The organism is Marinobacter sp. LQ44, assembly GCF_001447155.2.
Taxonomy (GTDB): Bacteria; Pseudomonadota; Gammaproteobacteria; order Pseudomonadales; family Oleiphilaceae; genus Marinobacter.
Genome location: NZ_CP014754.1, coordinates 1,826,681 through 1,847,678, shown reverse-complemented (window position 1 = coordinate 1,847,678; position 20,998 = coordinate 1,826,681). Strand labels below are relative to the sequence as shown.

General features: G+C 55.6%; 22 protein-coding genes and 1 pseudogene. 13 read left to right on the top strand and 10 right to left on the bottom strand.

Annotated features, from left to right (window positions below):
* Positions 1 to 151 precede the first annotated feature (151 nt).
* From ASQ50_RS08650 to ASQ50_RS08640, 3 genes are all read right to left on the bottom strand, one after another.
* On the bottom strand, positions 152 to 853 hold the full coding sequence (locus tag ASQ50_RS08650) for a hypothetical protein (RefSeq protein ID WP_011786637.1): 702 nt from the start codon (positions 851 to 853) through the stop codon (positions 152 to 154).
* Positions 854 to 868: 15 nt separating this feature from the next.
* On the bottom strand, positions 869 to 1,507 hold the full coding sequence (locus tag ASQ50_RS08645) for a HupE/UreJ family protein (protein ID WP_223268881.1): 639 nt from the start codon (positions 1,505 to 1,507) through the stop codon (positions 869 to 871).
* Positions 1,508 to 1,651: 144 nt separating this feature from the next.
* Positions 1,652 to 1,990 carry a hypothetical protein gene (locus ASQ50_RS08640; protein ID WP_223268878.1) on the bottom strand — a complete coding sequence of 113 codons (339 nt, stop codon included), beginning with the start codon at positions 1,988 to 1,990 and terminating at the stop codon, positions 1,652 to 1,654.
* 125 nt (positions 1,991 to 2,115) lie between these two features.
* On the opposite strand from ASQ50_RS08640, the gene ASQ50_RS08635 reads away from it, so the two are divergent.
* On the top strand, positions 2,116 to 2,394 hold the full coding sequence (locus tag ASQ50_RS08635) for a metal-sensing transcriptional repressor (RefSeq protein WP_011786634.1): 279 nt from the start codon (positions 2,116 to 2,118) through the stop codon (positions 2,392 to 2,394).
* A 31-nt stretch (positions 2,395 to 2,425) separates the two neighbouring features.
* On the opposite strand, the pseudogene dmeF reads toward ASQ50_RS08635, so the two are convergent.
* A pseudogene (dmeF, locus tag ASQ50_RS08630) lies at positions 2,426 to 3,354 on the bottom strand (CDF family Co(II)/Ni(II) efflux transporter DmeF).
* A 171-nt stretch (positions 3,355 to 3,525) separates the two neighbouring features.
* Between dmeF and ASQ50_RS08625 the strand changes: the two are divergent.
* The 4 genes from ASQ50_RS08625 (at position 3,526) to ASQ50_RS20985 (ending at position 6,923) form a co-directional block, all read left to right on the top strand.
* A complete protein-coding gene (locus tag ASQ50_RS08625) occupies positions 3,526 to 4,455 on the top strand; it encodes a chromate resistance protein ChrB domain-containing protein (protein WP_058091223.1) in 930 nt (309 codons plus the stop codon).
* 2 nt (positions 4,456 to 4,457) lie between these two features.
* Positions 4,458 to 5,909: a chromate efflux transporter gene (chrA, locus tag ASQ50_RS08620; RefSeq protein WP_011786631.1), complete on the top strand. Its 1,452-nt coding sequence runs from the start codon at positions 4,458 to 4,460 to the stop codon at positions 5,907 to 5,909.
* Positions 5,910 to 6,500: 591 nt separating this feature from the next.
* Positions 6,501 to 6,740 carry a hypothetical protein gene (locus tag ASQ50_RS20990; protein WP_156509989.1) on the top strand — a complete coding sequence of 80 codons (240 nt, stop codon included), beginning with the start codon at positions 6,501 to 6,503 and terminating at the stop codon, positions 6,738 to 6,740.
* Between the two features lie 39 nt (positions 6,741 to 6,779).
* On the top strand, positions 6,780 to 6,923 hold the full coding sequence (locus tag ASQ50_RS20985) for a hypothetical protein (RefSeq protein ID WP_156509988.1): 144 nt from the start codon (positions 6,780 to 6,782) through the stop codon (positions 6,921 to 6,923).
* A gap of 88 nt (positions 6,924 to 7,011) precedes the next feature.
* On the opposite strand, the gene ASQ50_RS08610 is transcribed toward ASQ50_RS20985, so the two are convergent.
* The 3 genes from ASQ50_RS08610 to dctP all read right to left on the bottom strand — a co-directional run bounded on the left by ASQ50_RS08610 (position 7,012) and on the right by dctP (position 10,001).
* Positions 7,012 to 8,322, bottom strand: coding sequence for a TRAP transporter large permease (locus tag ASQ50_RS08610; protein WP_058091221.1), 1,311 nt, complete (start codon positions 8,320 to 8,322; stop codon positions 7,012 to 7,014).
* Entirely contained in the window at positions 8,322 to 8,873 is a 552-nt protein-coding gene (locus tag ASQ50_RS08605) for a TRAP transporter small permease subunit (RefSeq protein ID WP_023008944.1), read from the bottom strand. Before ASQ50_RS08605 ends, ASQ50_RS08610 begins: the two co-directional genes overlap by 1 nt.
* An 81-nt stretch (positions 8,874 to 8,954) precedes the next feature.
* Entirely contained in the window at positions 8,955 to 10,001 is a 1,047-nt protein-coding gene (gene dctP, locus ASQ50_RS08600) for a TRAP transporter substrate-binding protein DctP (RefSeq protein WP_058091220.1), read from the bottom strand.
* A gap of 167 nt (positions 10,002 to 10,168) precedes the next feature.
* Here dctP and ASQ50_RS08595 point away from each other — a divergent pair, with 167 nt between their 5' ends.
* The gene (locus ASQ50_RS08595) at positions 10,169 to 10,909 is read left to right on the top strand and encodes an enoyl-CoA hydratase/isomerase family protein (RefSeq protein ID WP_058091219.1); all 741 of its coding nucleotides are present in this window, start codon (positions 10,169 to 10,171) and stop codon (positions 10,907 to 10,909) included.
* Here the strand turns inward: ASQ50_RS08595 and ASQ50_RS08590 are convergent.
* A complete protein-coding gene (locus ASQ50_RS08590; RefSeq protein ID WP_058091218.1) occupies positions 10,906 to 12,498 on the bottom strand; it encodes a class I adenylate-forming enzyme family protein in 1,593 nt (530 codons plus the stop codon). The genes ASQ50_RS08595 and ASQ50_RS08590 overlap by 4 nt on opposite strands.
* A gap of 140 nt (positions 12,499 to 12,638) precedes the next feature.
* On the opposite strand from ASQ50_RS08590, the gene ASQ50_RS08585 reads away from it, so the two are divergent.
* The 7 genes from ASQ50_RS08585 (at position 12,639) to ASQ50_RS08555 (ending at position 19,568) form a co-directional block, all read left to right on the top strand.
* Positions 12,639 to 13,433, top strand: a complete 795-nt coding sequence (locus tag ASQ50_RS08585; protein ID WP_058091217.1) for an SDR family NAD(P)-dependent oxidoreductase — start codon at positions 12,639 to 12,641, stop codon at positions 13,431 to 13,433.
* On the top strand, positions 13,433 to 13,873 hold the full coding sequence (locus ASQ50_RS08580) for a PaaI family thioesterase (protein WP_058091216.1): 441 nt from the start codon (positions 13,433 to 13,435) through the stop codon (positions 13,871 to 13,873). Before ASQ50_RS08585 ends, ASQ50_RS08580 begins: the two co-directional genes overlap by 1 nt.
* 66 nt (positions 13,874 to 13,939) lie before the next feature.
* Complete coding sequence (locus ASQ50_RS08575; RefSeq protein ID WP_058091215.1) at positions 13,940 to 15,142, top strand: acyl-CoA dehydrogenase family protein; 1,203 nt, start codon at positions 13,940 to 13,942, stop codon at positions 15,140 to 15,142.
* 34 nt (positions 15,143 to 15,176) lie between these two features.
* A complete protein-coding gene (locus ASQ50_RS08570; protein WP_031210154.1) occupies positions 15,177 to 15,944 on the top strand; it encodes an SDR family NAD(P)-dependent oxidoreductase in 768 nt (255 codons plus the stop codon).
* An 81-nt stretch (positions 15,945 to 16,025) separates the two neighbouring features.
* A complete protein-coding gene (locus tag ASQ50_RS08565; protein WP_058091214.1) occupies positions 16,026 to 17,090 on the top strand; it encodes a phosphotransferase in 1,065 nt (354 codons plus the stop codon).
* Positions 17,091 to 17,104: 14 nt separating this feature from the next.
* Positions 17,105 to 17,884, top strand: a complete 780-nt coding sequence (gene surE, locus ASQ50_RS08560) for a 5'/3'-nucleotidase SurE (protein WP_058091236.1) — start codon at positions 17,105 to 17,107, stop codon at positions 17,882 to 17,884.
* A 25-nt stretch (positions 17,885 to 17,909) separates the two neighbouring features.
* Positions 17,910 to 19,568: a long-chain fatty acid--CoA ligase gene (locus ASQ50_RS08555; protein ID WP_058091213.1), complete on the top strand. Its 1,659-nt coding sequence runs from the start codon at positions 17,910 to 17,912 to the stop codon at positions 19,566 to 19,568.
* An 80-nt stretch (positions 19,569 to 19,648) separates the two neighbouring features.
* Here ASQ50_RS08555 and ASQ50_RS08550 read toward each other — a convergent pair whose 3' ends face one another.
* Together ASQ50_RS08550 and ASQ50_RS08545 are read right to left on the bottom strand one after the other, a co-directional pair.
* Positions 19,649 to 20,104 carry a MaoC family dehydratase gene (locus ASQ50_RS08550; protein WP_058091212.1) on the bottom strand — a complete coding sequence of 152 codons (456 nt, stop codon included), beginning with the start codon at positions 20,102 to 20,104 and terminating at the stop codon, positions 19,649 to 19,651.
* A gap of 32 nt (positions 20,105 to 20,136) precedes the next feature.
* A complete protein-coding gene (locus ASQ50_RS08545) occupies positions 20,137 to 20,898 on the bottom strand; it encodes a class II aldolase/adducin family protein (protein ID WP_058091211.1) in 762 nt (253 codons plus the stop codon).
* Positions 20,899 to 20,998: the final 100 nt, after the last annotated feature.

Below are 20,998 nucleotides of genomic sequence, written 5' to 3'. Positions count from 1 at the left end.
TTTCAGTAGCCTAATTAATTGCTGTATGCATGACATTCATGAGCTGATTCATAACCTCTGGTTTTGCTCCATTTCATGAACCTTCGCTTCTTCTCGCAGCCGGCCATTGTCTGACCGGCTCCAAAAAAAATTGCAATTTATGCCTGCGTGATCAAAGCATTTTCTTCAGTTGTCCGTAGTCTCCACCGGTACGAAGGACGAGAGTAATGTCATTGTCATTCCGGTTTCTGAAGAACCAGCCATGGTTGCCGGTAAAAGCGGCTTCCAGTTGGCCTTCGTCTTCCGGTACGCCCCGGCCTTTCTCGTATGAAATTGACTGGCCGCCTCCATCGCCATGGGTATCAAAGTTGATTGGGCCACCCTCGGATACCCAAGAGAAGCGAGCCACAGCACCTTCTTCCATGGTGAGCTTAAACTCAGTACCTTCGCCAGGCGTAAGAACCACTCGCACTTCGTCCTGCCATTGTGTTTCTGCAGGTGCTGGTTCTGATGCTTGTTGTTCTTGCACGGCCGCAGGTTCTGGTTCTGGTTCTGGCTCTGGGGCAGCTTCCTGAGCGGGTTCTTCGGCTTCAGGCTGTACTGCTTCGGTTTCCTGCTGATCGCTTGAGGATTGCACGGCAACCATCTGTGCCTCCTCGTCAGCGGCAGCTTCATCAGCCAGTTGTTCCTTGATTTCGCCCATTTCGGTCAACCCCAGCAATCTGCCGGCACCGGTCGGGTCCAGGGCGTACTCGGCGGGCATGACCACGGTCACCAGCAGAATCAGCGCCACAATAGCTGCGATGATGGTTGATCGAATAAGTTTGGCAGTGCTGGGCAGTTCTTCACGGTTGGGTATATCGGTGTTGTACATAGCAAATCTCCAGAATCAGGCGACAAAGTAACCCGTGAGCTGATAGCCAAAGAGCAGGAAACCTGCACTCATCATGGCAACGTTGGCTGTATAGGCGTGGCGGAAAAAGCCGTCGGTTTTACGCCAGAAGCTGATGGCAATCAGGATCATGGCCAGGGCGATCAACTGTCCGATTTCCACGCCCACGTTGAAGGCGAGGAGGTTCGGAATCAGGCCGTCCGGCGAGATGTCGTATTCGATGATCTTGGTGGACAGGCCGAAACCATGGAAGAACCCGAAAATCAACGTGGCGGCCTTGGTGTTGGGCTGGAAGCCAAACCACCGCTGGTAGGCACCGATGTTGTCCAGTGCCTTATAGACGATGGACAGGCCGATAATCGCATCAATGATGTAGCTGTTGATGCCCACATTGAAGTACACCCCCAGCAGCATTGTGGTGGAATGCCCCAGGGCAAACAGGCTCACGTAGATCGCGATGTGCTTCATTTGGTAAAGAAAGAAAATGACACCCAGCAGGAACAGCAGGTGGTCATAGCCGGTGACCATGTGTTTGGCCCCCAGATAGATGAACGCAATAAGGTTTATCCCGGTAATTTCCTGGATGTAGCCCCTGTCGCCCTGAGCGACTGCGTGGGCAAGCACATCGGTACTCATACCCAGAAAGCCCAGGGTCAGAAATGTCCAGAACAGACGACTGCCTGTGCCCGTTGAGGGCACACCACGGCAACCGCCAAGCAAGCTTGACAACATAAAGACTCCAATTGAATTTGTTTTCTCGGGCCACGTAAGCGGCAAGAATCAAGCGGGAATAGAGGCTTTTGGAGGGCGTTCAAGCCGATAGCGCAAACTGCGGGGAGAACCTCCGGCAAAGGGCACGGGCTGCCGGAGAACGGTCAGGCTTTGGGAAACAAACGGAACCCTGAGCTGGTCCACGGTCTCGTGAGTATGATTGCCAGCATCATGATGCACTGAGGATGTCTCTGGCTCTTCGTCAAAATCGTGGGTGTGTCCATGCGCACCATAACTGCCTGGGTGGCCGTCAGGCTGCGATTCCCAATCGCCTGCCAAGTTGGCCACACCGTGAGAGAATGACTCGCCAATCACCGACAGCGACAGGCCCGCCAATGCGAACAGCATGACGAGCGTCGGAAGCAGTTTTCTTTGATGGAGGGCCGAAATCATCAGTCTCAATGGTCGAGTCGGTGGTTGGATTTCAACGAAGCAAGAGGATACCATCCCCCCACGGGGGATAGGAATTAAACATGATAAATGATCACACGCATCAATCGCATCCGAATATCATCAAACGCCTGAAGCGGGCCAACGGCCATCTTGAAAGCGTGATTGGCATGATGGATCAGGGGAAGCCCTGCCTGGAGCTGGCACAGCAGCTTCACGCTGTGGAAAAGGCCATCCAGCAGGCCAAGCGCGTCTTGGTACAGGACCACATTGAACACTGCCTGGACGATGCCATCGGACCGCTGGAGCCGGAGCAGCAGCGGCGCGTCGACGAGTTCAAAGCAATCGCCCGTTATCTTTGATCTCGTTACTCTCTAATTTGCGTTCTCTCCGTTAATCACAGCGAAGAGGTTCCACCGTCACGTGGACCAGGGACTGGCAGTGTGCCTGAATGCGCTCCTTATAAACTGCGGGCGACTCGGGCTGATGCGAGACGACTGAGACAATAGCGGCATGAATGTTTGGGCCTATTGCCCACACATGCAGATCACTGACTTTGGCATCGTCGTCTTCGACGGCCTCTTTAACAGCGTCCTCCATGTCCTGATGTTGCTCGTCGAGAAGGATTTTTGAGGTGTCTCTTAAAAGTTGCCAGGACCAACGGGTTACCAGAATCGCACCGATAATCCCCATCATCGGGTCCATCCAGTTCCACCCGGCATATTTACCCGCCAGAAGGGCAACAATGGCAAGGACTGACGTCAACGCATCTGCAAGCACATGCAGGTAAGCGGCCCGTCGGTTGTGGTCATGGTGATGATGGTGGTGACCGTGATTATGCCCGTGACTGTGACCATGGTCATGACCTGCATCCCCCAGTATCCACGCTGACACCCCGTTGACCACCAGGCCTATGATGGCCACAAATATGGCCCCATCGAAAGAAATGGGGACGGGCTGGATAAAACGCCCAACACTCTCGATGACCATGTAGAGCGCAAAGACAGCCAGCAGAATGGCTCCGGTAAAGCCGCCCAGCGCATTGACCTTCCCCGTCCCGAAAGAGAATCGGGCGTTGCCTGCGTTTTTCCTGGCGTATGCATAGGCGAAGGCGGCAATACCAAGGGCCACCGCGTGCGACCCCATGTGCAGCCCATCGGCCAGCAAGGCCATCGAGCCATAAACGATCCCGGCCAGGATTTCCCAGACCATCATCGCCAGCGTTAGGCCACCACGATGAGCGTTCGGATTTCTCCGGGGCGCTTCCGATCCTGGCCAAAGACATGCTTATGTTGCCAATGATCGAGTCGTTCGTGGTGCATCACAGTGTTCCTAGCGTGGCTGATGATTTGGTAAGTCTGGGGTCAAAACCAGCTTTTAACCTATCCCCCGTGGGGGGATATATGAGAATGCTACTGTAGTCAGGTGGCCATCACAACCGTTCAGCCATAAAAGTGTTGTGATTGCTACAAACACGTAGTAGATTCTACAGAATGTCATGGCTTCTACTGATTCTGTCACTTCCTACAGAAAATGCGACGGTGCGTATGCGGGCCTGGCGCTCTATTAAGGCATGGGGCGCGGCTTCACTTCGCGACGGCGTCTATTTACTGCCAGCTCACCCCGATCACGTCGAGAAGTTGGAGGCTGTGGCCCATGACGTGCGTGAAGCCGGCGGTGTCGCCCATGTTGTACCCACTGACGGCCCGGATGCTCATGAATTCCCCGCTTTATTCGATCGTGCGGACGACTATGAGGCCTTGCACTCGGACATCGCAGAACTACGGGCAACGCTGCTGCCAGAATCGGCCATGGAGGTTATTAGGGAGACCCGGAAACTGCGTAAGCGCTTCACGCGCGTGTCACAGATTGATTTTTTTCCAGGTGCTGCCCGTGAACGGGTCGATCGGGCGTTGCAGGAACTGGAAACCGACGCAAATCGGGTGCTGTCGCCTGATGAGCCGCTACCTGTTTCAGGCACGGTCGCTCTCCTCAACCGTGCCGACTACCTGGGAAGGGTATGGGCAACTCGTCGCCGACCGTGGGTGGACCGCCTGGCCAGCGCCTGGTTGATTAAGCGATTCATCGATCCGGAAGCGAATTTTCTATGGTTAAGCTCTCCAGCTGATTGCCCTGATCACGCGCTGGGTTTTGATTTCGATGGAGCGGCCTTCACCCATGTAGCTGACAAGGTCACCTTTGAAACGTTACTGGCGAGCTTTGGCCTGCGCCAGGTGGCACTGCAGCGGATCGCGGAACTGGTGCATTACCTCGATGTTGGCGGCCATCAGCCACCGGCGGCCACTGGAGTTGAATGCGTATTGATGGGCTTTCGCGAGTCTCATCATAACGATGATCAGCTGTTACTGGCTGCCAATCAGGTGTTCGACAGTTTGTACACAACCTATACGAAGGGGAAGTAAGCATGCCGGAGTCGTCCCACTCCACCGATACAGCCCACAGAACCCAACAAGACACCGTGCCATCGGGTGGCGATCGCAACGAGTTTGGTCATGAGATTACGTTTGGGGAAGCGGTGCGCGTCTGGCTACGGATTGCAATGCTGAGTTTCGGCGGTCCTGCCGGCCAAATCGCCGTCATGCATCGTATTCTGGTGGATGAAAAGCGATGGGTCAGCGAAAGCCGGTTTCTGCACGCCCTGAACTACTGCATGGTACTGCCCGGGCCGGAAGCCCAACAACTGGCTACTTATATCGGCTGGCTGCTGCATGGCGTCAAGGGTGGGCTCGTGGCCGGCGGACTGTTTGTGTTGCCGGGTTTTTTGAGCATCCTGGTGTTGAGCGTGCTTTATGCGGGCTTTCAGGATGCAACCCTGGTGCAGGCGCTTTTCTTCGGGATTAAAGCGGCGGTGTTGGCGATCGTGATTCAGGCCGTCATCCGGATCGGTAAGCGCGCGCTCAAGAATGCCTATATGTACATCTTGGCGGCCCTTGCTTTCATTGCCATCTTTTTGTTCGCTGTCCCGTTCCCGGTAGTGATCCTGACTGCTGCCGTTATTGGCCTGCTGGGGCGGTACATGGACCCGGAACGATTCGTGGTCATCAAGGGACATGACACGCCCGAGGATGGTGAACGGGCGATCGACACCATGATGGATGGCGGTGCCGCACATCATACCAAGGCAACGCGCAAGCGGGCGCTCAAGGTACTCGCGGTCTGGCTACCGCTGTGGTTCACACCGCTAGTTGTATTGGCTGTATCGCTGGGCTTTGACGATGTCTTCACCCAGATAGGGCTTTTCTTCAGCAAGCTGGCCGTCGTCACCTTCGGTGGTGCTTATTCAGTATTGGCTTATATGGCACAGGAGGCCGTACAGAACTATGGCTGGCTTGCGCCAGGGGAAATGCTGGATGGTTTGGGCATGGCAGAGACCACGCCCGGCCCCTTGATTCAGGTAGTACAGTTCGTGGGCTTCATGGGCGCTTTCCGTGACGCAGGCCCCCTCGATCCTTTTACAGCGGGCATTCTTGCATCGATTCTGGCTACCTGGGTGACCTTTGTTCCCTGTTTTCTGTGGATATTCCTGGGCGCACCCTATGTAGAAAGGCTGCGCGGGAACCAGGCGGTGAGTGCTGCGTTATCGGCGGTCACCGCCGCCGTTGTGGGCGTGATGCTGAACCTGGCTATCTGGTTCGCGGTGCATGTCGCTTTCGCCGAAGTAGATACGGTTCGGACCTTTGGCATGCAGTTAATGGTGCCGACATGGGGCAGTATTCAGATCGCCAGTGTGGTGCTTGCACTGGCCGCCTTTATTGCCATGTTACGCTTCAAGGTGGGCATGTTGCCGGTGATCTTAGTCAGTTCGCTACTGGGCATCGCTTATTACCTGTTGTTCGGAGGCACGCCGAGCCTGTGAGCAGCGTGTCAGGCCTCTTTTTAGGAATGTCCACAGTAACGGGGTAGAACCCATTAAGCGCAGGCGCGACGAAGCCCATTTCATTGCGCCTTCGGTTCCATTCCATGGGCGCGCATACTGCAAGCGCTATTCGTCTTACTCGAATGTCCGCTTTGCGACCGTAGCTTGTGTTTGTACCTCTGCCAATCGCTGGGGCGCCCACTCCATAGTTATGCTGCTTGAGTTCGACACGTTCTTTTAGCCCGGAAGCCAGCCGTAATTCCCGATGGTGTCAGTACTACCTAGCAAAAAGGTGGGCACTCTTCAGCACCAACGGCCGGCTAAACTATGAGCTCAAGAACACAGCAAGATATCGTCATCAAGCTAATGCGTATGTCGTGTCCTCATAACGACATTGATTAGCCCAAGGATCGGAAGACGTTATCGAAGAGAGCTTGGCTAAGCTGATGCAAGTGAATCCGGATCTTCTGGTTGGGACGTCGATGGGAAGATGGCTGGCGGGCATTCTGTGAGCCGAAGCCGGTATTCCGGTTGTCGCCATCAATCCTGTGACGGATTCTGCCCACACTTTCACGTCCTGGATAGGCCCGGATGTCGATCATCAGGGTAGGCCTATCAACTGACAGACGAAGTGGTTTCTGGCTACTATTCTTTCACCCGCTGGGGCAGCGGGCTGTTGCTGCTGGATCAGGGGATGAACTGCTTCCGTGGAATGACACCGTCGGGGCGCTTGGGGATTATTTTCCGGTTTATAGCTTTGAGGGTGGCAGCCACCGGGTTGAGCATATGGAAGAAGCGTTGAAGCTGATTTGGGAATATGTGAAGGATTGAAACCGAAAACCAGGACTGTATGAACGGATAGACCGAACCATGAATTATGACACTCTCAAGCAGTGCCACCGCGATGAGCGAGGCGGCTGCCCCGCCAATCTCAGCCTGCGGGTTCATCGGTCTATGAACTGGCTGCAGCGAGCAGGGCAACTTGAAGACCCCTGGATTGGAGCGGGCAAATAAGTTCCTTTGCTTGTGAGCGACTCTGACAGGTCGATTTGCAATTAATAAAAGCAAGAAGGCCTGAGGTCGTTCAGGCCTTCTTGATATCTCAGAAGAGTAATTCCGGCAACCAGGTTGCGATCTCCGGGAAGATCATAATCAGTATGATCCCAACGATTTCTACCAGTACAAACGGAATGATCGACTTGTAGATATCGTTCATTGTGACCGACGGAGGCACTACACCTTTCAGGTAGAACAGGTTGAAACCAAAGGGTGGTGTCTTGTAACCGATCTCCATGTTGATCACGAACAGAATGCCGAACCAGATTGGGTCAAACCCTAATGCCGTGATAATCGGAATAAATACCGGCAGAGTGATCATCATAATGCCGACAGGGTCCAGAACCATCCCCAGGAAGAAGATGATGACCATCATGGCAATAATAGTTCCCCAGGCTCCACCCGGGATCATGGCCATAATGCTTTCAATCAGGGCCTGGGCTCCCATGCTTTGATAGGCAGAGCTGAATGCGTGGGCCGAAAACAGGATCCACATGGTCAAGCCAGTCAGCTTGAGGGTGCGGATCGCGGCTTCATTCAGTACTGACCATTTGAACTCGCCGTAGACCGCTGCTGAAATCAGCGCACCGAGGACACCCATGGCTGCGGCTTCTGTGGGTGTAGTGAGTCCGCCCATGATGGAGCCCAGTACCATTCCCACCACACTGATCGGCAGGAGAACAGAGCGCAGGGCGCGGAACTTTTCAGGCCAGGATGCCCGGTCGTCTTTAGGAAGCGCCGGTGCCAGGTCCGGTTGCAGGGTGCAGCGGATAATGATGTAGAGCGTGGTAAGAATCATCAGCATGATGCCGGGCATAACACCTGCGGCAAACATCTTGCCTACGGATACTCCCGTTATCAGGGCGTACAGAATCATCAGGATGCTTGGCGGGATCAGAACGCCCCAGCCGCCACCGGTATTTATAACCCCGAGTGCCATCTGCTTGTCGTAACCCCGGGACAGCATGGATGGGAGTGCGATCGCACCCATAGCGACCACGGCTGCACCGCTGATGCCCACCATGGCTGCAAATACCGCACAAATGCCCAGAGTACCGATGGCCAGGCCGCCCCGGAGGCCACCGAACCAGAGATACATCATGCGGTACAAGTCTCGCGCAACGCCTGTGCGTTCGAGAATCATCGCCATAAATACAAACAGAGGTATGGCCACCAATGTAAAGCTTTCCATGGTGCCCCAGATCTGGGAAACCACCATGTAGAAGGAGTCAAAGCCCCAGGTGAAATAAAGAAAAACAACAGACACACCACCCAGCACGAATGCCAGTGGCAGGCCAAGTAACAGGAAAAACAGCAGCGAACCAAAGAAAAGAAGCGTCATGACTTCAATGCTCATTATGCTTCTCCTTCTTCAGAATGGCTTTTCCGCTCGGCGGGGTCGTAATAGCTCAGGTTAAATGCGATGGCGATATCCTCCAGCAACCTCACAATGCCTTGCAGCAGCATCAAAACAGAGGCAACAAAGATGGCTCCCTTGGCTGGCCAGATAGGCGGGTTCCAGGCAGAAAAGGAGGTTTCCCGGCTTTCGAATGACTCAGATGCCATGTCAAAGCTGAACCAGACCAGTGCCAGCATGAAAATGAAAAACAGAATGGAGGTGAAAATGTCGACAAAGCCCTGGGCTCTCAGCTTCAGCGTCGAGTGCAGCAGATCGACATTCACGTGCCCGCGGTGGGCCATGATGTATCCGCCAGACATTACTGCGTATACACCGAACAGCAGCTGTGTCAGTTCATTTGTCCACACCGAAGGTGAATTGAAAAAATAGCGCAGAGCTACTTCAAGTATCAGAAAGACAAACATGGGAAAGACGATCAGGGCTATACATCGGCCAACGTACTCGTTGAGCCTGGTGACGCCTTTCATGAATGCGCTGACTACGCTCATGGCACTCTCCGGGGGACTTGGGTGTGAACTGAGAAAACAGGCCCCGGGGGTTAATCGGGGCCTGTGGTGTTGCGTTTAAGATCAGAGGTAGCCAAGTTCGCCAAGGAACTGCTTGAGCAGGCTCAGAGCCTTCTTGGCCTCATCGCTGCGCTTGGCTTCTTCATCCCACATGCCCTGGGCTGTCTGGGCAAGCTTCTGCTGAACATCTTCAGGCATCACGTTTACTTCAACACCTTGATCAGCAACGGCTTTGGCAAGGGCGATACGCTCTTTGTACAGATACTGGTTGGTGCGGATCCAGAATTGCTCATCCAGAGCCTGTTTCACCACCTGCTGCAGGTCTTCCGGAAGTTTGTCCAAGGCCTTCTGGCTGACGATGATGACATCAGTGCCGGCGATGTTCAGCGCAGGCTGAACGTGGTATTTGGCAACATCATACAGGCCCATGCTCGCAGCACCCTGGGCAGCACCCCAGTGGGCGCCGTCTACAATGCCGGAATCCAGTGCGGTGTACAGTTCACTGCCCGGGATATAGGAAGCGGAAGCACCGGCCTCGGTCAGGAACTTCTGAAGCGCACCGGAGGAACGGATTTTCAGCCCCGTGAAGTCTTCCCAGCTGTTGATGGGTTTGCTGGTAACCATTTCGGTCGGGTAAACCTTGTCGGTTGCCCAGTAAACGCCAGACTTGGCGGCTTCATCCCGCAGCATTTGTTCGAAGCCCATGTTCTGGTGGAAGTAGGCGGCTTCCCAAACGTTTCGGAATGCGAAGGGCAGGCCAGAAGCAATTCCGGCCAGAGTCATCTTGTCCTGGGCATAACCGGGAGAAATCGTACCCATTTCCAGAATGCCACGACTCACGGCATTGAAGGTTTCTGTGGCCTTGAACATAGCGCCTGCTTCAAACAGCTGGAGCTTGATCCGGCCTTCAGAGCGTTCTTCGATCACATCCTTCAGTCGACCAAGGCTGTCCTGGTAGGAGCTGCTGGAGCCTGGCCAGTGGGACTGAACCTTCCAGGTGTAGGTTTTTTCAGCGTATACAGGTGCGCTGGCGATAACAGCAGATACACCCAGTGTTAACGCGGATGCATAGGTAGTAAGGTTTTTTCTGAATGTGGCAAGGAAGCTCATAAGTTTGCTCCAGTATTTGTTATAGTTGCATTGCTCGTGTTTCGCAGTGCAGAATATAAGACTGCACCGTGAACTTTTGTTGTTCGACTTTATCACAAGATTTGCCATTTGCAATAGGACGTTTTTCTCCTGTTTCAGAGGGGGAGGGCGACACCCAGGAGATGTACATGATCAAGAAATATAGCCAAGAAAAAACGATCCATCTTGTCATAGATCGTCCGGACAAAAAGAACGCCCTGAACCGAAACATGTATGAGCAGCTGGCAGGTTATGTGCGGGAGGCAAGTTCTGACCAGCATGTGCATGCCATCGTCATCTCGGGTGCTGAAGGTGTGTTTACCGCCGGCAACGATCTTGATGATTTCCGGGCGCGGGCTACGGACGAAAACCCGAAACCCTCTGCCGGCCTTGCATTCATTGAAGAATTGATGGCGTGTGATACTCCGGTGATAGCGGCGGTGGAAGGGTTGGCGATTGGTATTGGCACCACTATGTTGCTCCATTGCGACAGCGTATTTGCGGGGCGCTCGGCCAGGTTCAAAACTGCCTTTGTCGATTTGGGGTTGGTGCCGGAGGCTGCTTCAACTGTGACCATGCCATTGCACCTTGGCTCCCGGATGGCTGCTGAATTGCTGTTGCTTGGTGAAACCCTGGATGGCACCCAGGCCGGTGAGTGTGGCCTGGTAAGCCGCGTGGTAGATGATGGACGGGCTGTGGATTCGGCCCTGGCCCTGGCGGGCAGGCTGGGAGAAAAGCCCCGAGACGCATTGCGGGCCAGCAAGCGTTTAATGAAGGCGCCATGGCGCGACCAGGTGCAGCAGGCATTGGAGCGGGAGCGCGGTGTGTTCAGTGAGCGCTTGCGTTCCGACGACTGCCGTAATGCTTTGAGTCGCATGCAGCGCCGTTAACCGGCGCTGTTATCCCAGTAAGGCGTTCTTAGCTCCCGCTTCAAGACCTTGCCAATGGTAGAGCGAGGCAGTTCCTGCCGGAACTCTACGGCACTGAGGCGCTGGGTCTTGCCCAGATGCTGGTTGGCCCAGTCCCGGATTTCCTCTTCTGTTTCCTGGCATCCGGATTTCTTTACCACCAGAGCGAGGGGAGTTTCGCCCCATTGGCTGCTGGGTATGCCGATAACCGCAGCATCGGATACCGCAGGATGGCTGAGGACGACTTTTTCCAGGTCTACGGCGTAGATGTTGAAACCGCCGGAAATAATCATGTCTTTCCTGCGGTCGAGAATATGAACAAAGCCGTCTTCGTCAATGCGGCCCATATCGCCGCTGCGATAAAAGGCAAGTCCATCGGGGCTTTGCCACAGCATCTCCCTGGTCTGCTCCGGGCGGTTTACGTAACCCCGCATCATGGAAATCGCGCGCCCGACAATCTCGCCGATCTCACCCTGAGGCAGCTCCTTGCCATCTTCGCTGACCACCCTTACTTCAGCCCCTTCGGTGGGCACTCCGACGGTATCCCATTTGTCCGGGTAGGCAGCGCAGTCGAGGCTGGTGGAAATCCCGCCTTCTGTGAGGCCATAGACCTCCCGGATATTGCCTGGCCAGCGTTTCATGGTTTCGGCGATCACATGGGCCCGGAGCGGCGCACTGGTACAGAGCTTGAGCTTGAAGCTTGAAAGGTCAAACTGGTCGAAGTCCGGAACCGCCAATATGCGCTCAAACTGCACGGGCACCAGCATGGCGTGGGTGACTTTGTGCTGTTCTGCCAGTTCAAGGAAGCGACGGGCATCAAACTTGGCCATCAGCACGAGGGTGCCGCCATAGAAAATGGTCGGTAGCACCGATACCAGGGTGGTGTTGGAGTACATTGGTGTCGATACAAGGTTAACGGCTTCACCGTTGAGCCCGAACCGGCTCATCCTGACCATTTGCCGCTGGCGGAACCGGTAGTCGTGGAGTATGCCCTTGGGAGTTCCGGTCGTGCCTGAACTGTAAATGATGTTGAACGGATCGTTCAGTGTTACCGGCGCCGGGTCTGGCTCGGCGGGAATCGAGCCCAGCCAGTCCTTTAAATGCTGTCCGGCAGCATCGTTGTCCAGCCCGATCACCTCATCGTGATTCAGGCCGGCCCTGGGGCTGGCTTCGGCCCAGATATCGAGGTTTTTACGGGAAACGAACAGGAACCTGGAGCCGCAGTCACGAATCATCAGAGCCAGGGATTCGCCGCTGGCCATACCGGAAAGCGGCACCATGCAGCCACCCGCCACCAGGGTTCCCAGATAGAGGGCCACCATTTCCCTGCTGTTTTCCGACAAGGCCGCAACGCAGTCGCCTTTTTTAAGGCCGGTTTGTCGCAGCCTGTTGGCAATGCGGTTGACCTCATGCAGCAGACCGGCCCAGCTGAGCGCTCCCTTTTCGTCGATGATCGCGGTCTTGTCGCCTTGTCCGCTGGCAAAGGCCTGAATACGAAAACCGATGGCCTCCATGGCTTCGCCGGAGTCAGTGGGAGCGTATACGGGCATTTCGTCAAATTGCGTTTTCATTTTGTCATCCTTTGATGTTGTAGTTTTGCTAGATGAAATTAACTTCCAATTATATTGACTCATAACCGTTGCGCGTGACAAATTATCTGGAAAGCAAAATAGAACACACAAAAATAAATCATGTTAGCGGGGAGAATTTCATGGGGCGATTTGATCAGCGAGTGGTAATCGTCACCGGGGCCGGAAGTGGTATCGGGCGGGCAACCGCACTCAGGCTGGGTCGCGAAGGGGCATCCGTTGTGCTTGTTGATGTCGCCGAGGGCGGCTTGCTCGAAACCGAGAATCAGATGGCTGATGGTGTATCTGTGCTGCGTCGGGTGGCAGATGTTGCTGATGAGGCTGCGGTAACTGCCCTGGTAGCCGAAACCATGAAGACCTTTGGCCAGATTGATGTGCTGTGCAATATCGCCGGTATCGCCAGTATTTCCGGAGCCCATCCGCCGGTCACCGAGAACAGTCGTGACGAGTGGGAGAAAGTGCTCGCTGTAAACCTGCTGGGAACCATGCTGACGATAAAGCACGTTGCACCTCACATGCAGGCCCGCAAGAAGGGCAGCATTGTCAATACTGCATCGGTTGCTGGTATTCGTTCGGGGGCTGGAGGCAATGCCTACAGCGCATCAAAGGCCGGCGTGATCAATCTGACCATGACCGCAGCCTGTGACCTGGGGATGGACAACGTGCGGGTAAACGCTGTTTGTCCGGGGCTGGTTGAAACCGGTATGACCCAGAAAGTCTTTGACTATGCCCGGGCACACGAAAAAGCCCACAAACTTGGCTCCCGTTGTGAACTCCGCCGTTATGGCGACCCTGCAGAAATTGCTGCCGCCATCCTTTTTCTCGCCAGTGACGACGCAAGTTACATTACCGGCCAGGCCCTGGCCGTTGATGGCGGGAACACCGCGTCCCTCAACCTGCCTGGAATGAAAGTCTGATGAGCAACAGTAGTCTGCACATTACCGGTGGCAAAGACTTGCCGGGTTTTCACAACATGTTGGGCTACCGGCAGGTGTCGTGGGAAGAGGGCGAGGCCGTGATCGAGCTGGAAATCCAGGCCGATCACCTGAATCTGGGTGGTGTGATCCATGGCGGAGTACTTACCTCCTTGCTGGATATTGCCATGGCCGAGGCCGGCACTTACTGCCCCTATCCCGGGCGCATGCGCAAGGCTATTACGCTTTCGCTGACCACCACGTTTACCGGGCAGTGCACCGGGGGCGTAATCCGGGTGACCGGTCGTAAGCGCGCGGGTGGAAGCCGGATCTTTAACAGTACCGGTGAAGTTCACGACGAGCAGGGCAATTTGCTTGCAATCGGTGAGGGTACTTTCCGGATACGTTCTGGTAGTGAGAAACCTGAAGGCGTTCCCGTCTGAATGCCTGCTAACGCGATTGCCGGCGTTAGTGGCGGTCGCAAATAACTGAACAAAGAGGAAGCGGATATGTTCGAGCTGTCTGACAAGGCCAAGAAACTGCAGGCCGAATTAACCGAGTTCATGAATGCCTACATCTACCCGAATGAAGAGAAGCATCACCATCAGGTGGCAACCGCAGAAAACCGCTGGGCACCGGTTCCGATCATTGAAGAGCTGAAAGATAAGGCCAAGGCTGCCGGGCTGTGGAACCTGTTCCTGCCAGAGAGTGACCTGGGTGCCGGGCTGACAAACTTCGAGTACGCGCATCTGTGCGAGATTATGGGCCGATCCGAGATGGCTCCTGAAGTATTCAACTGCTCCGCGCCGGACACCGGCAACATGGAAACCATTGCACGTTACGGAAACGAGGAGCAGCAGGAACAGTGGCTGAAGCCGCTTCTGGATGGAAAAATCCGTTCCTGCTTTTCCATGACCGAGCCGGACGTCGCTTCCTCTGACGCAACCAACATTGCTTGCGAGATCCGTCGTGAAGGTGACGAGTACGTTATCAGCGGTCGTAAGTGGTGGTCTTCAGGTGCCATGACCACCACCAGCAAGATTGCCATCGTTATGGGCAAAACCGATCCCAGCGCTCCCAAGCACCAGCAGCAGTCGATGATTCTGGTGCCACTGGATGCACCCGGGGTGAAAATGATTCGCCCGCTGACGGTATTCGGTTATGACCATGCGCCGCACGGCCACGCCGAGATTCACTACGACAACGTGCGGGTGCCGGTCAGCAATATCCTGCTGGGTGAAGGTCGCGGCTTTGAAATTGCTCAGGGTCGCCTCGGGCCGGGCCGTATCCACCATTGCATGCGCACCATCGGTGTCGCCGAGCGTGCCCTTGAACTTATGTGCAAGCGCGCGAATGCCCGTGAGGCCTTTGGTCGCCCGCTGTCCGAATTTGATTCCATCCGGAAAGACATTGCCCGCAGTCGCATCGACATCGAGCAGGCTCGCCTGATGACCCTCAAGGCGGCCCATATGATGGACACCGTTGGCAACAAAGTGGCCCGCCAGGAAATCGCCATGATCAAGGTGATTGCCCCGAGCATGGCCCTGAAAGTTATCGATCGTGCAATTCAGGTGCACGGTGGTGCCGGTGTTAGCCAGGACACCTTCCTGGCATCTGCCTGGGCCAAGGTCCGTACCCTGCGCCTGGCCGATGGCCCGGATGAGGTTCACCTGGATTCCGTAGCCAAGCTTGAACTGCGTCAATACCGCTGAAACAGCTGTTACCCAGAGTAATAAGGATTCGGAAATGACTAATCCATTATTTGATATGACCGGGAAAGTGGCTGTTATCACAGGCTCCACCAAGGGCATTGGCCGGGCCATTGCCGAAGAAATGGCCCGTTGTGGTGCCCGGGTTGTGATCTCCAGCCGTAAGGCGGAAGCCTGTGAACAGGTAGCCAGTGAAATGCGGGCCCAGGGCTTTGATGCCATGGCCATCGCTTGCCACGTCGGCAAGAAGGAGGACCTGCAAAACCTGGTCGACAAAACTAACGAAGCCTGGGGCACCATCGACGTTCTGGTTTGCAACGCCGCGACCAACCCGGTGTATGGTCCGACCGCGGAAATGACCGACGATGCCTGGGACAAGATCATGGACACCAACGTCAAGGGAACCTTCTGGCTCACCAATATGGTGCTGCCACAGATGGCCGAAAAAGGCTCAGGTTCTGTGGTGCTGCTGTCCAGTATTGCCGGTATTCGCGGCAACACCACTATCGGCACTTACGGTGTGTCCAAGGCGGCAGAAGCTGCCCTGGCGCGCAACCTGGCCGTTGAGTGGGGGCCGAAGGGTATCCGTGTAAACAGCATTGCGCCGGGCCTGATCAAGACCGATTTTGCCAAAGCGCTTTGGGAAGACCCGGTTCGCGTAAAGCGGGCAGAAGACAAAACCCCGCTTCGGCGCATCGGTGATCCGATCGATATTGCCGGCCTGGCTGTTTTCCTGGCGACCCCGGCCAGTGCCTACATTACCGGGCAGGTGATTGTTGCCGACGGTGGTGAAACCATCTGCTGATACCGGGAAACCGGAACACCCCTGCCGCCGGGCACCTGTCTGGCGCCAGGGGTAGTCAGAACATAACGACAAGAGATAATCATGAGCATGACTCCAGAGCTGGTAGCGGTTCTGCCAGCCCACAAATTCGATGAAGCCCGCCTGCTCAACTGGCTTCAGCAGGCATTGCCGGACTTCGGTAACCAGATGGACGTGAAGCAGTTTCAGGGCGGGCAATCCAACCCTACCTTTCTGCTGGATACCGGCAACAGGCGTTATGTACTGCGGAAGAAGCCCCCGGGAAAGACGCTGCCTTCGGCTCACATGGTGGAGCGGGAATACCGCGTTATGCGCGCGCTCGCTGAACACACGTCCGTTCCGGTACCCAATGCTCGCGTACTGTGTGAAGACAGTGAGGTCATTGGCACTCCCTTCTACGTGATGGATTTTCTGGAAGGCAGGATTCACTCCCATTCAGCACTCAAAGAGCTGGAGCGTGAAGAGCGAATGAGGGCTCATCACTCAGCTATCGACACGCTGGCAGCTTTGCACTCTGTGGATGTCAACGCTATTGGACTGGCAGATTACGGCCGTCCGGAGGGCTATGTGTCCCGCCAGGTGGCTCGCTGGAGCAAGCAATATCTCGCATCCCGGACGGATGACCTGCCGGCTATGGACAAGCTGATGGCCTGGTTGCCGGAGAACCTCCCGGCCAGGGATGAGACTTCGATTGCCCACGGTGACTACCGGTTTGGCAACCTGATGCTGGCACCGGACCGCCCGGACGTAATCGCGATTCTGGATTGGGAACTGTCGACTCTCGGGCATCCTTTGGCAGACCTCGCCTATTACTGCCTGCCATACCACCTGCCTGCTGACATGCCCGGTATGCGAGGCCTGAATGGTGAAGATCTGCAGGAGCTTGGTATACCAAGCGAGCAGGAAACCATTGCCCGGTACTGCGTGAAAACCGGCCGGGACGGCATCGATGACTGGCACGTGTTCCTGTCGTTCTCGTTATTCCGGCTGGCGGCCATTCTTCAGGGCGTTTACAAGCGGGCCCTGGATGGCAATGCTGCCAACGCCAATGCGCTGGAAGTTGGCAAGCGTGCCAGCCTGCTGGCGGATATCGGCTGGCAGATTGCTTGTGAAGGCCGGAAGCCATGAGCGGAGAAGCGATGATGCAGGGAAAGATTGCCAATCGAATTCTGATTACCAACGATGACGGCATCAATGCGCCGGGTATCGCTATCCTTGAAGCCATTGCCCGGCGGTTGGCCGATGAGGTTTGGGTTGTGGCTCCGGAACATGATCGCAGCGGAGCTGGCCAGAGCATATCCATTCACAGTCCGTTACGGGTTTATCAGGTTGGGGCTAATCGTTATTCGGTGTCAGGCACACCGGCCGATTGTGTGTTGTATTCCCTGGCCGAGTGGTTCGGGGAAACACCGCCAGACCTGGTGCTCTCCGGTGTGAATTGCGGAGCGAACATCAGTGATTCGGTCCAGTACTCGGGTACCGTTGGAGCGGTACTGAGTGCCCACCACATGAACATTCCGGCCATTGCGCTGAGCCAGGCTTACCTGAACCGGGACGACGTCCGCTGGTCGCCGGTGGAAACCTTTGCTGAAGCGGTCATTCGCAGGCTTTACCACCCCGGCCAGGTTCTGGCGTGGAATGTGAACTTTCCAGCCTGTGAAGCGGCCGATATTACCGCAGCCCGATGGTGTCGGCAGTCCAACGGCTCTATCCAGAAGCCAACACTGGTCGCTGGCCGTGATGCGCGCAGCCTGCCTTACTGGTGGCTTGGTTTTGACCGGAGCTCACGCCACATTGTGGCGCCGGATGCGGATGTGACCGTACTTCGTGAAAAAGCCGTTGCCATTTCACCGTTACGCCATGACGAGCCCTTGCCCGGGGCTGTTGATTATTTTGATTTGTCCGCTCAAGCGGTTGACTGAATTAACCCAGGGGGAGAACAAGAATATGTTTACACGCCACTACAAGGTTTGGCCGAAAGATCTGCCCAAAACCATGACCCTGCCGAAAACCAGTCTGTACACCAACCTGGATGTCTCGGCACTGCGTTATCCGGACCACAATGCCATCGTTTTCTACGATGCGCCCATGACCTATGCCCGGCTTAAGCGAGAAGTCGATACTATGGCAGGTTACCTGCAGGCCCAGGGGGTCAAGAAGGGTGATCGGGTCCTGCTTTATATGCAGAACTCCCCGCAGTATGTGATCTCCTACTATGCCATCCTGCGGGCCGACGCCGTGGTTATTCCTGTGAATCCCATGAACCGCGCGGCGGAGCTTGAGCACTATATTTCGGATACTGGCTCCACGGTGTGCATGGCGGGCCAGGAACTGGCGGGCTTCATCGCGCCGTTGATTGGTGAGACCAACCTGGAACAAGTGATTGTTGCGTCTTACAACACCTACATTAATCCGGAAACCGACCTGACGTTGCCGGCTGAAGTTGCTGCGCCCGCGTGGTCCAGGGATATACCGGGAGTGGTTACCTGGGAGGCGGCCCTGGAAGCCGGACACAAGCCCGGTGAACATACTGCCGGCCCGGATGACCTTGCCGTTATTCCGTACAGCTCCGGTACCACCGGGGCACCCAAGGGCTGCATGCACACTCACCGGTCGGTGATGGCGACAGCCGTGCACCGGGTATTCTGGAATCTGTCCACTCCGGATAGTGTTCAGCTATCCACGCTGCCGTTCTTCCACGTAACCGGCATGACTGGCTCCATGAACGGTCCCATATTCTGCGGTGCCACTTCTGTCATCATGACCCGTTGGGACAGAACCACAGCGGCACGTTTGATTGAGCGTTACAAGGTCACCGGCTGGACCAATATCGTCACTATGGCGGTGGATTTTCTGTCAAACCCGGAGCTGGGTAGCTACGACATCAGCAGCCTGAACATGATCGGGGGTGGTGGTGCCGCGATGCCTGTTGCGGTGGCGGAAAAGCTCAAAAAGCTGACAGGCCTTGATTACATCGAAGGATACGGTTTGTCTGAAACCATGGCAGCTACCCACATCAACCCCGGTAACAACCCTAAACCGCAATGCCTGGGGATTCCGGTATTTGATGTTGACAGCCGGATTATCGATGTCGACACACTTGAAGAAAAAGGCGTGGGAGAAACCGGCGAGATCGTTTCCTGCGGGCCTCAGGTCACTCTGGGCTACTGGAATCGACCCGTGGATACCGAGGCCTCGTTCGTCGAAATCGATGGTAAGCGTTTCTTCCGCACCGGCGATCTGGGTTACTACGATGAAGATGGTTACTTCTTCATGGTGGATCGGGTCAAACGCATGATCAACGCGTCTGGCTTCAAGGTCTGGCCGTCTGAGGTAGAAGGGTTGATGTACCGTCACCCATCCATCCACGAAGTCTGCATTATCTCTGCCCCGGACCCCAAGCGTGGTGAAACGGTCAAGGCTTGTATTGTACTAACGCCTGAGGCTGAAAGCACAACAACCAAGGATGACATCATCAGTTGGTGTAAGGAGCAAATGGCGGCCTACAAGGTGCCAACCATCATTGAATTTGTTGATGAGTTGCCAAAATCACCGACCGGAAAGCTGATGTGGCGGGCACTTCAGGAGCAGGAGTGGCAGAAGTAGCTTGTACAACACTGGAAGTTAGGAAGGCGGCTCCCCCCCCACCCTCAGGGCTTGCCGCCTTTTTGCACTGACCGGAAAACTCAGACCACGTACATGGCCAGATTTTCCAGGACACAGGCCGGCTTATCTTCATGTCTGATTTCCACCACTGTCTGGTAAGTAGCCAGCAGGCGGTGATCATCCACCCGCTTCACTGATACCAGCTCAACCCGGGACCGGATATCTGACCCAGCCTTGACGGCTGCGGGAAAGCGGAGTTTGTTCAAGCCGTAGTTGATGGTGGCTGAAGTTCCCGTCACCTTGATGACTTCGCTGTTGAGCTTGGGGATCAGTGACGCCGTCAGGTAGCCATGGGCTACCGGGCTCTTCCAGGGTGACTCCCGGCTGGCCCGGTCGACATCCACATGGATCCACTGATGGTCGCCGGTGGCTTCGGCAAAGGCGTTTATCATGGCCTGGCTCACGGTTACCCAGGGGCTGTGGCCAATGAGCATGCCCTGATAGGCTTCAAGATCATTAATATCAACAGTAATCATAGAACCTTCCTGAAAGTGGATTGATGACGGGCTCAAACGTTGTAGCCAGGAGACCTGGCATCAAGCAGTCTCAGAAGGGCGGGCCAGGTAAGCTTTGCTGCCTTGCCGAGTGAGCCTGATTGATCCGCCGTGGTGTCGATAGCCTGTTGGGCGGGCATATATACCGGGCCACAGCTCTGCGCTTTTACCTGTATCTCGCAGGCCTTCATCAGGAAGTAGAGGTAAGTGAAGGTTTCCGGCACATCGCGGCCCACGGTCAGAATGCCGTGGTTGCGCAAGATCATCATGGATTTGTTACCCAGATCCCGGATCAGGCGCTCCCTCTCATCAAGGTTGAGCGCTACGCCTTCATATTCGTGGTAACTCAGGTGCTCAAGGCACAGCATGGCGGTCTGGCTCAGGGGCTGGAGGCCATCACGGTGGGCTGATACTGCAACACCATCTGCTGCATGCAGGTGCATGACGGCTCCGGCATCTTCGCGCCCCATATGTACGGCGCTGTGGATGGTAAACCCCGCCGGGTTAACCCTGCGCAGCCCGCCGGCTTCCACGACTTCGCCATCCTGGTCGACTTTCACCAGGGATGAGGCGGTCATTTCATGGAACAGCAATCCATAGGGATTGATCAGAAAGTGGTGCTCCGGGCCGGGCACCCGGGCCGACAGGTGGGTAAACACCAGGTCGTCCCAGCCAAAAAGGGCCACCAGCCGATAGGCGGCAGCCAGTTCGGTCCTTACTTTCCACTCGGCCTTTCTCAGATCAGCCTGCATTTCGTCCGGATGGTTTTTTATCATGATTGTTCCTCCGCAGAGAATGGTTGCTCAGGGTTATTCGGGGCATAAAAAAAGGGTGGCATAGGCCACCCCGAAAGAGGGTCCTGACTGATGTGGAGAC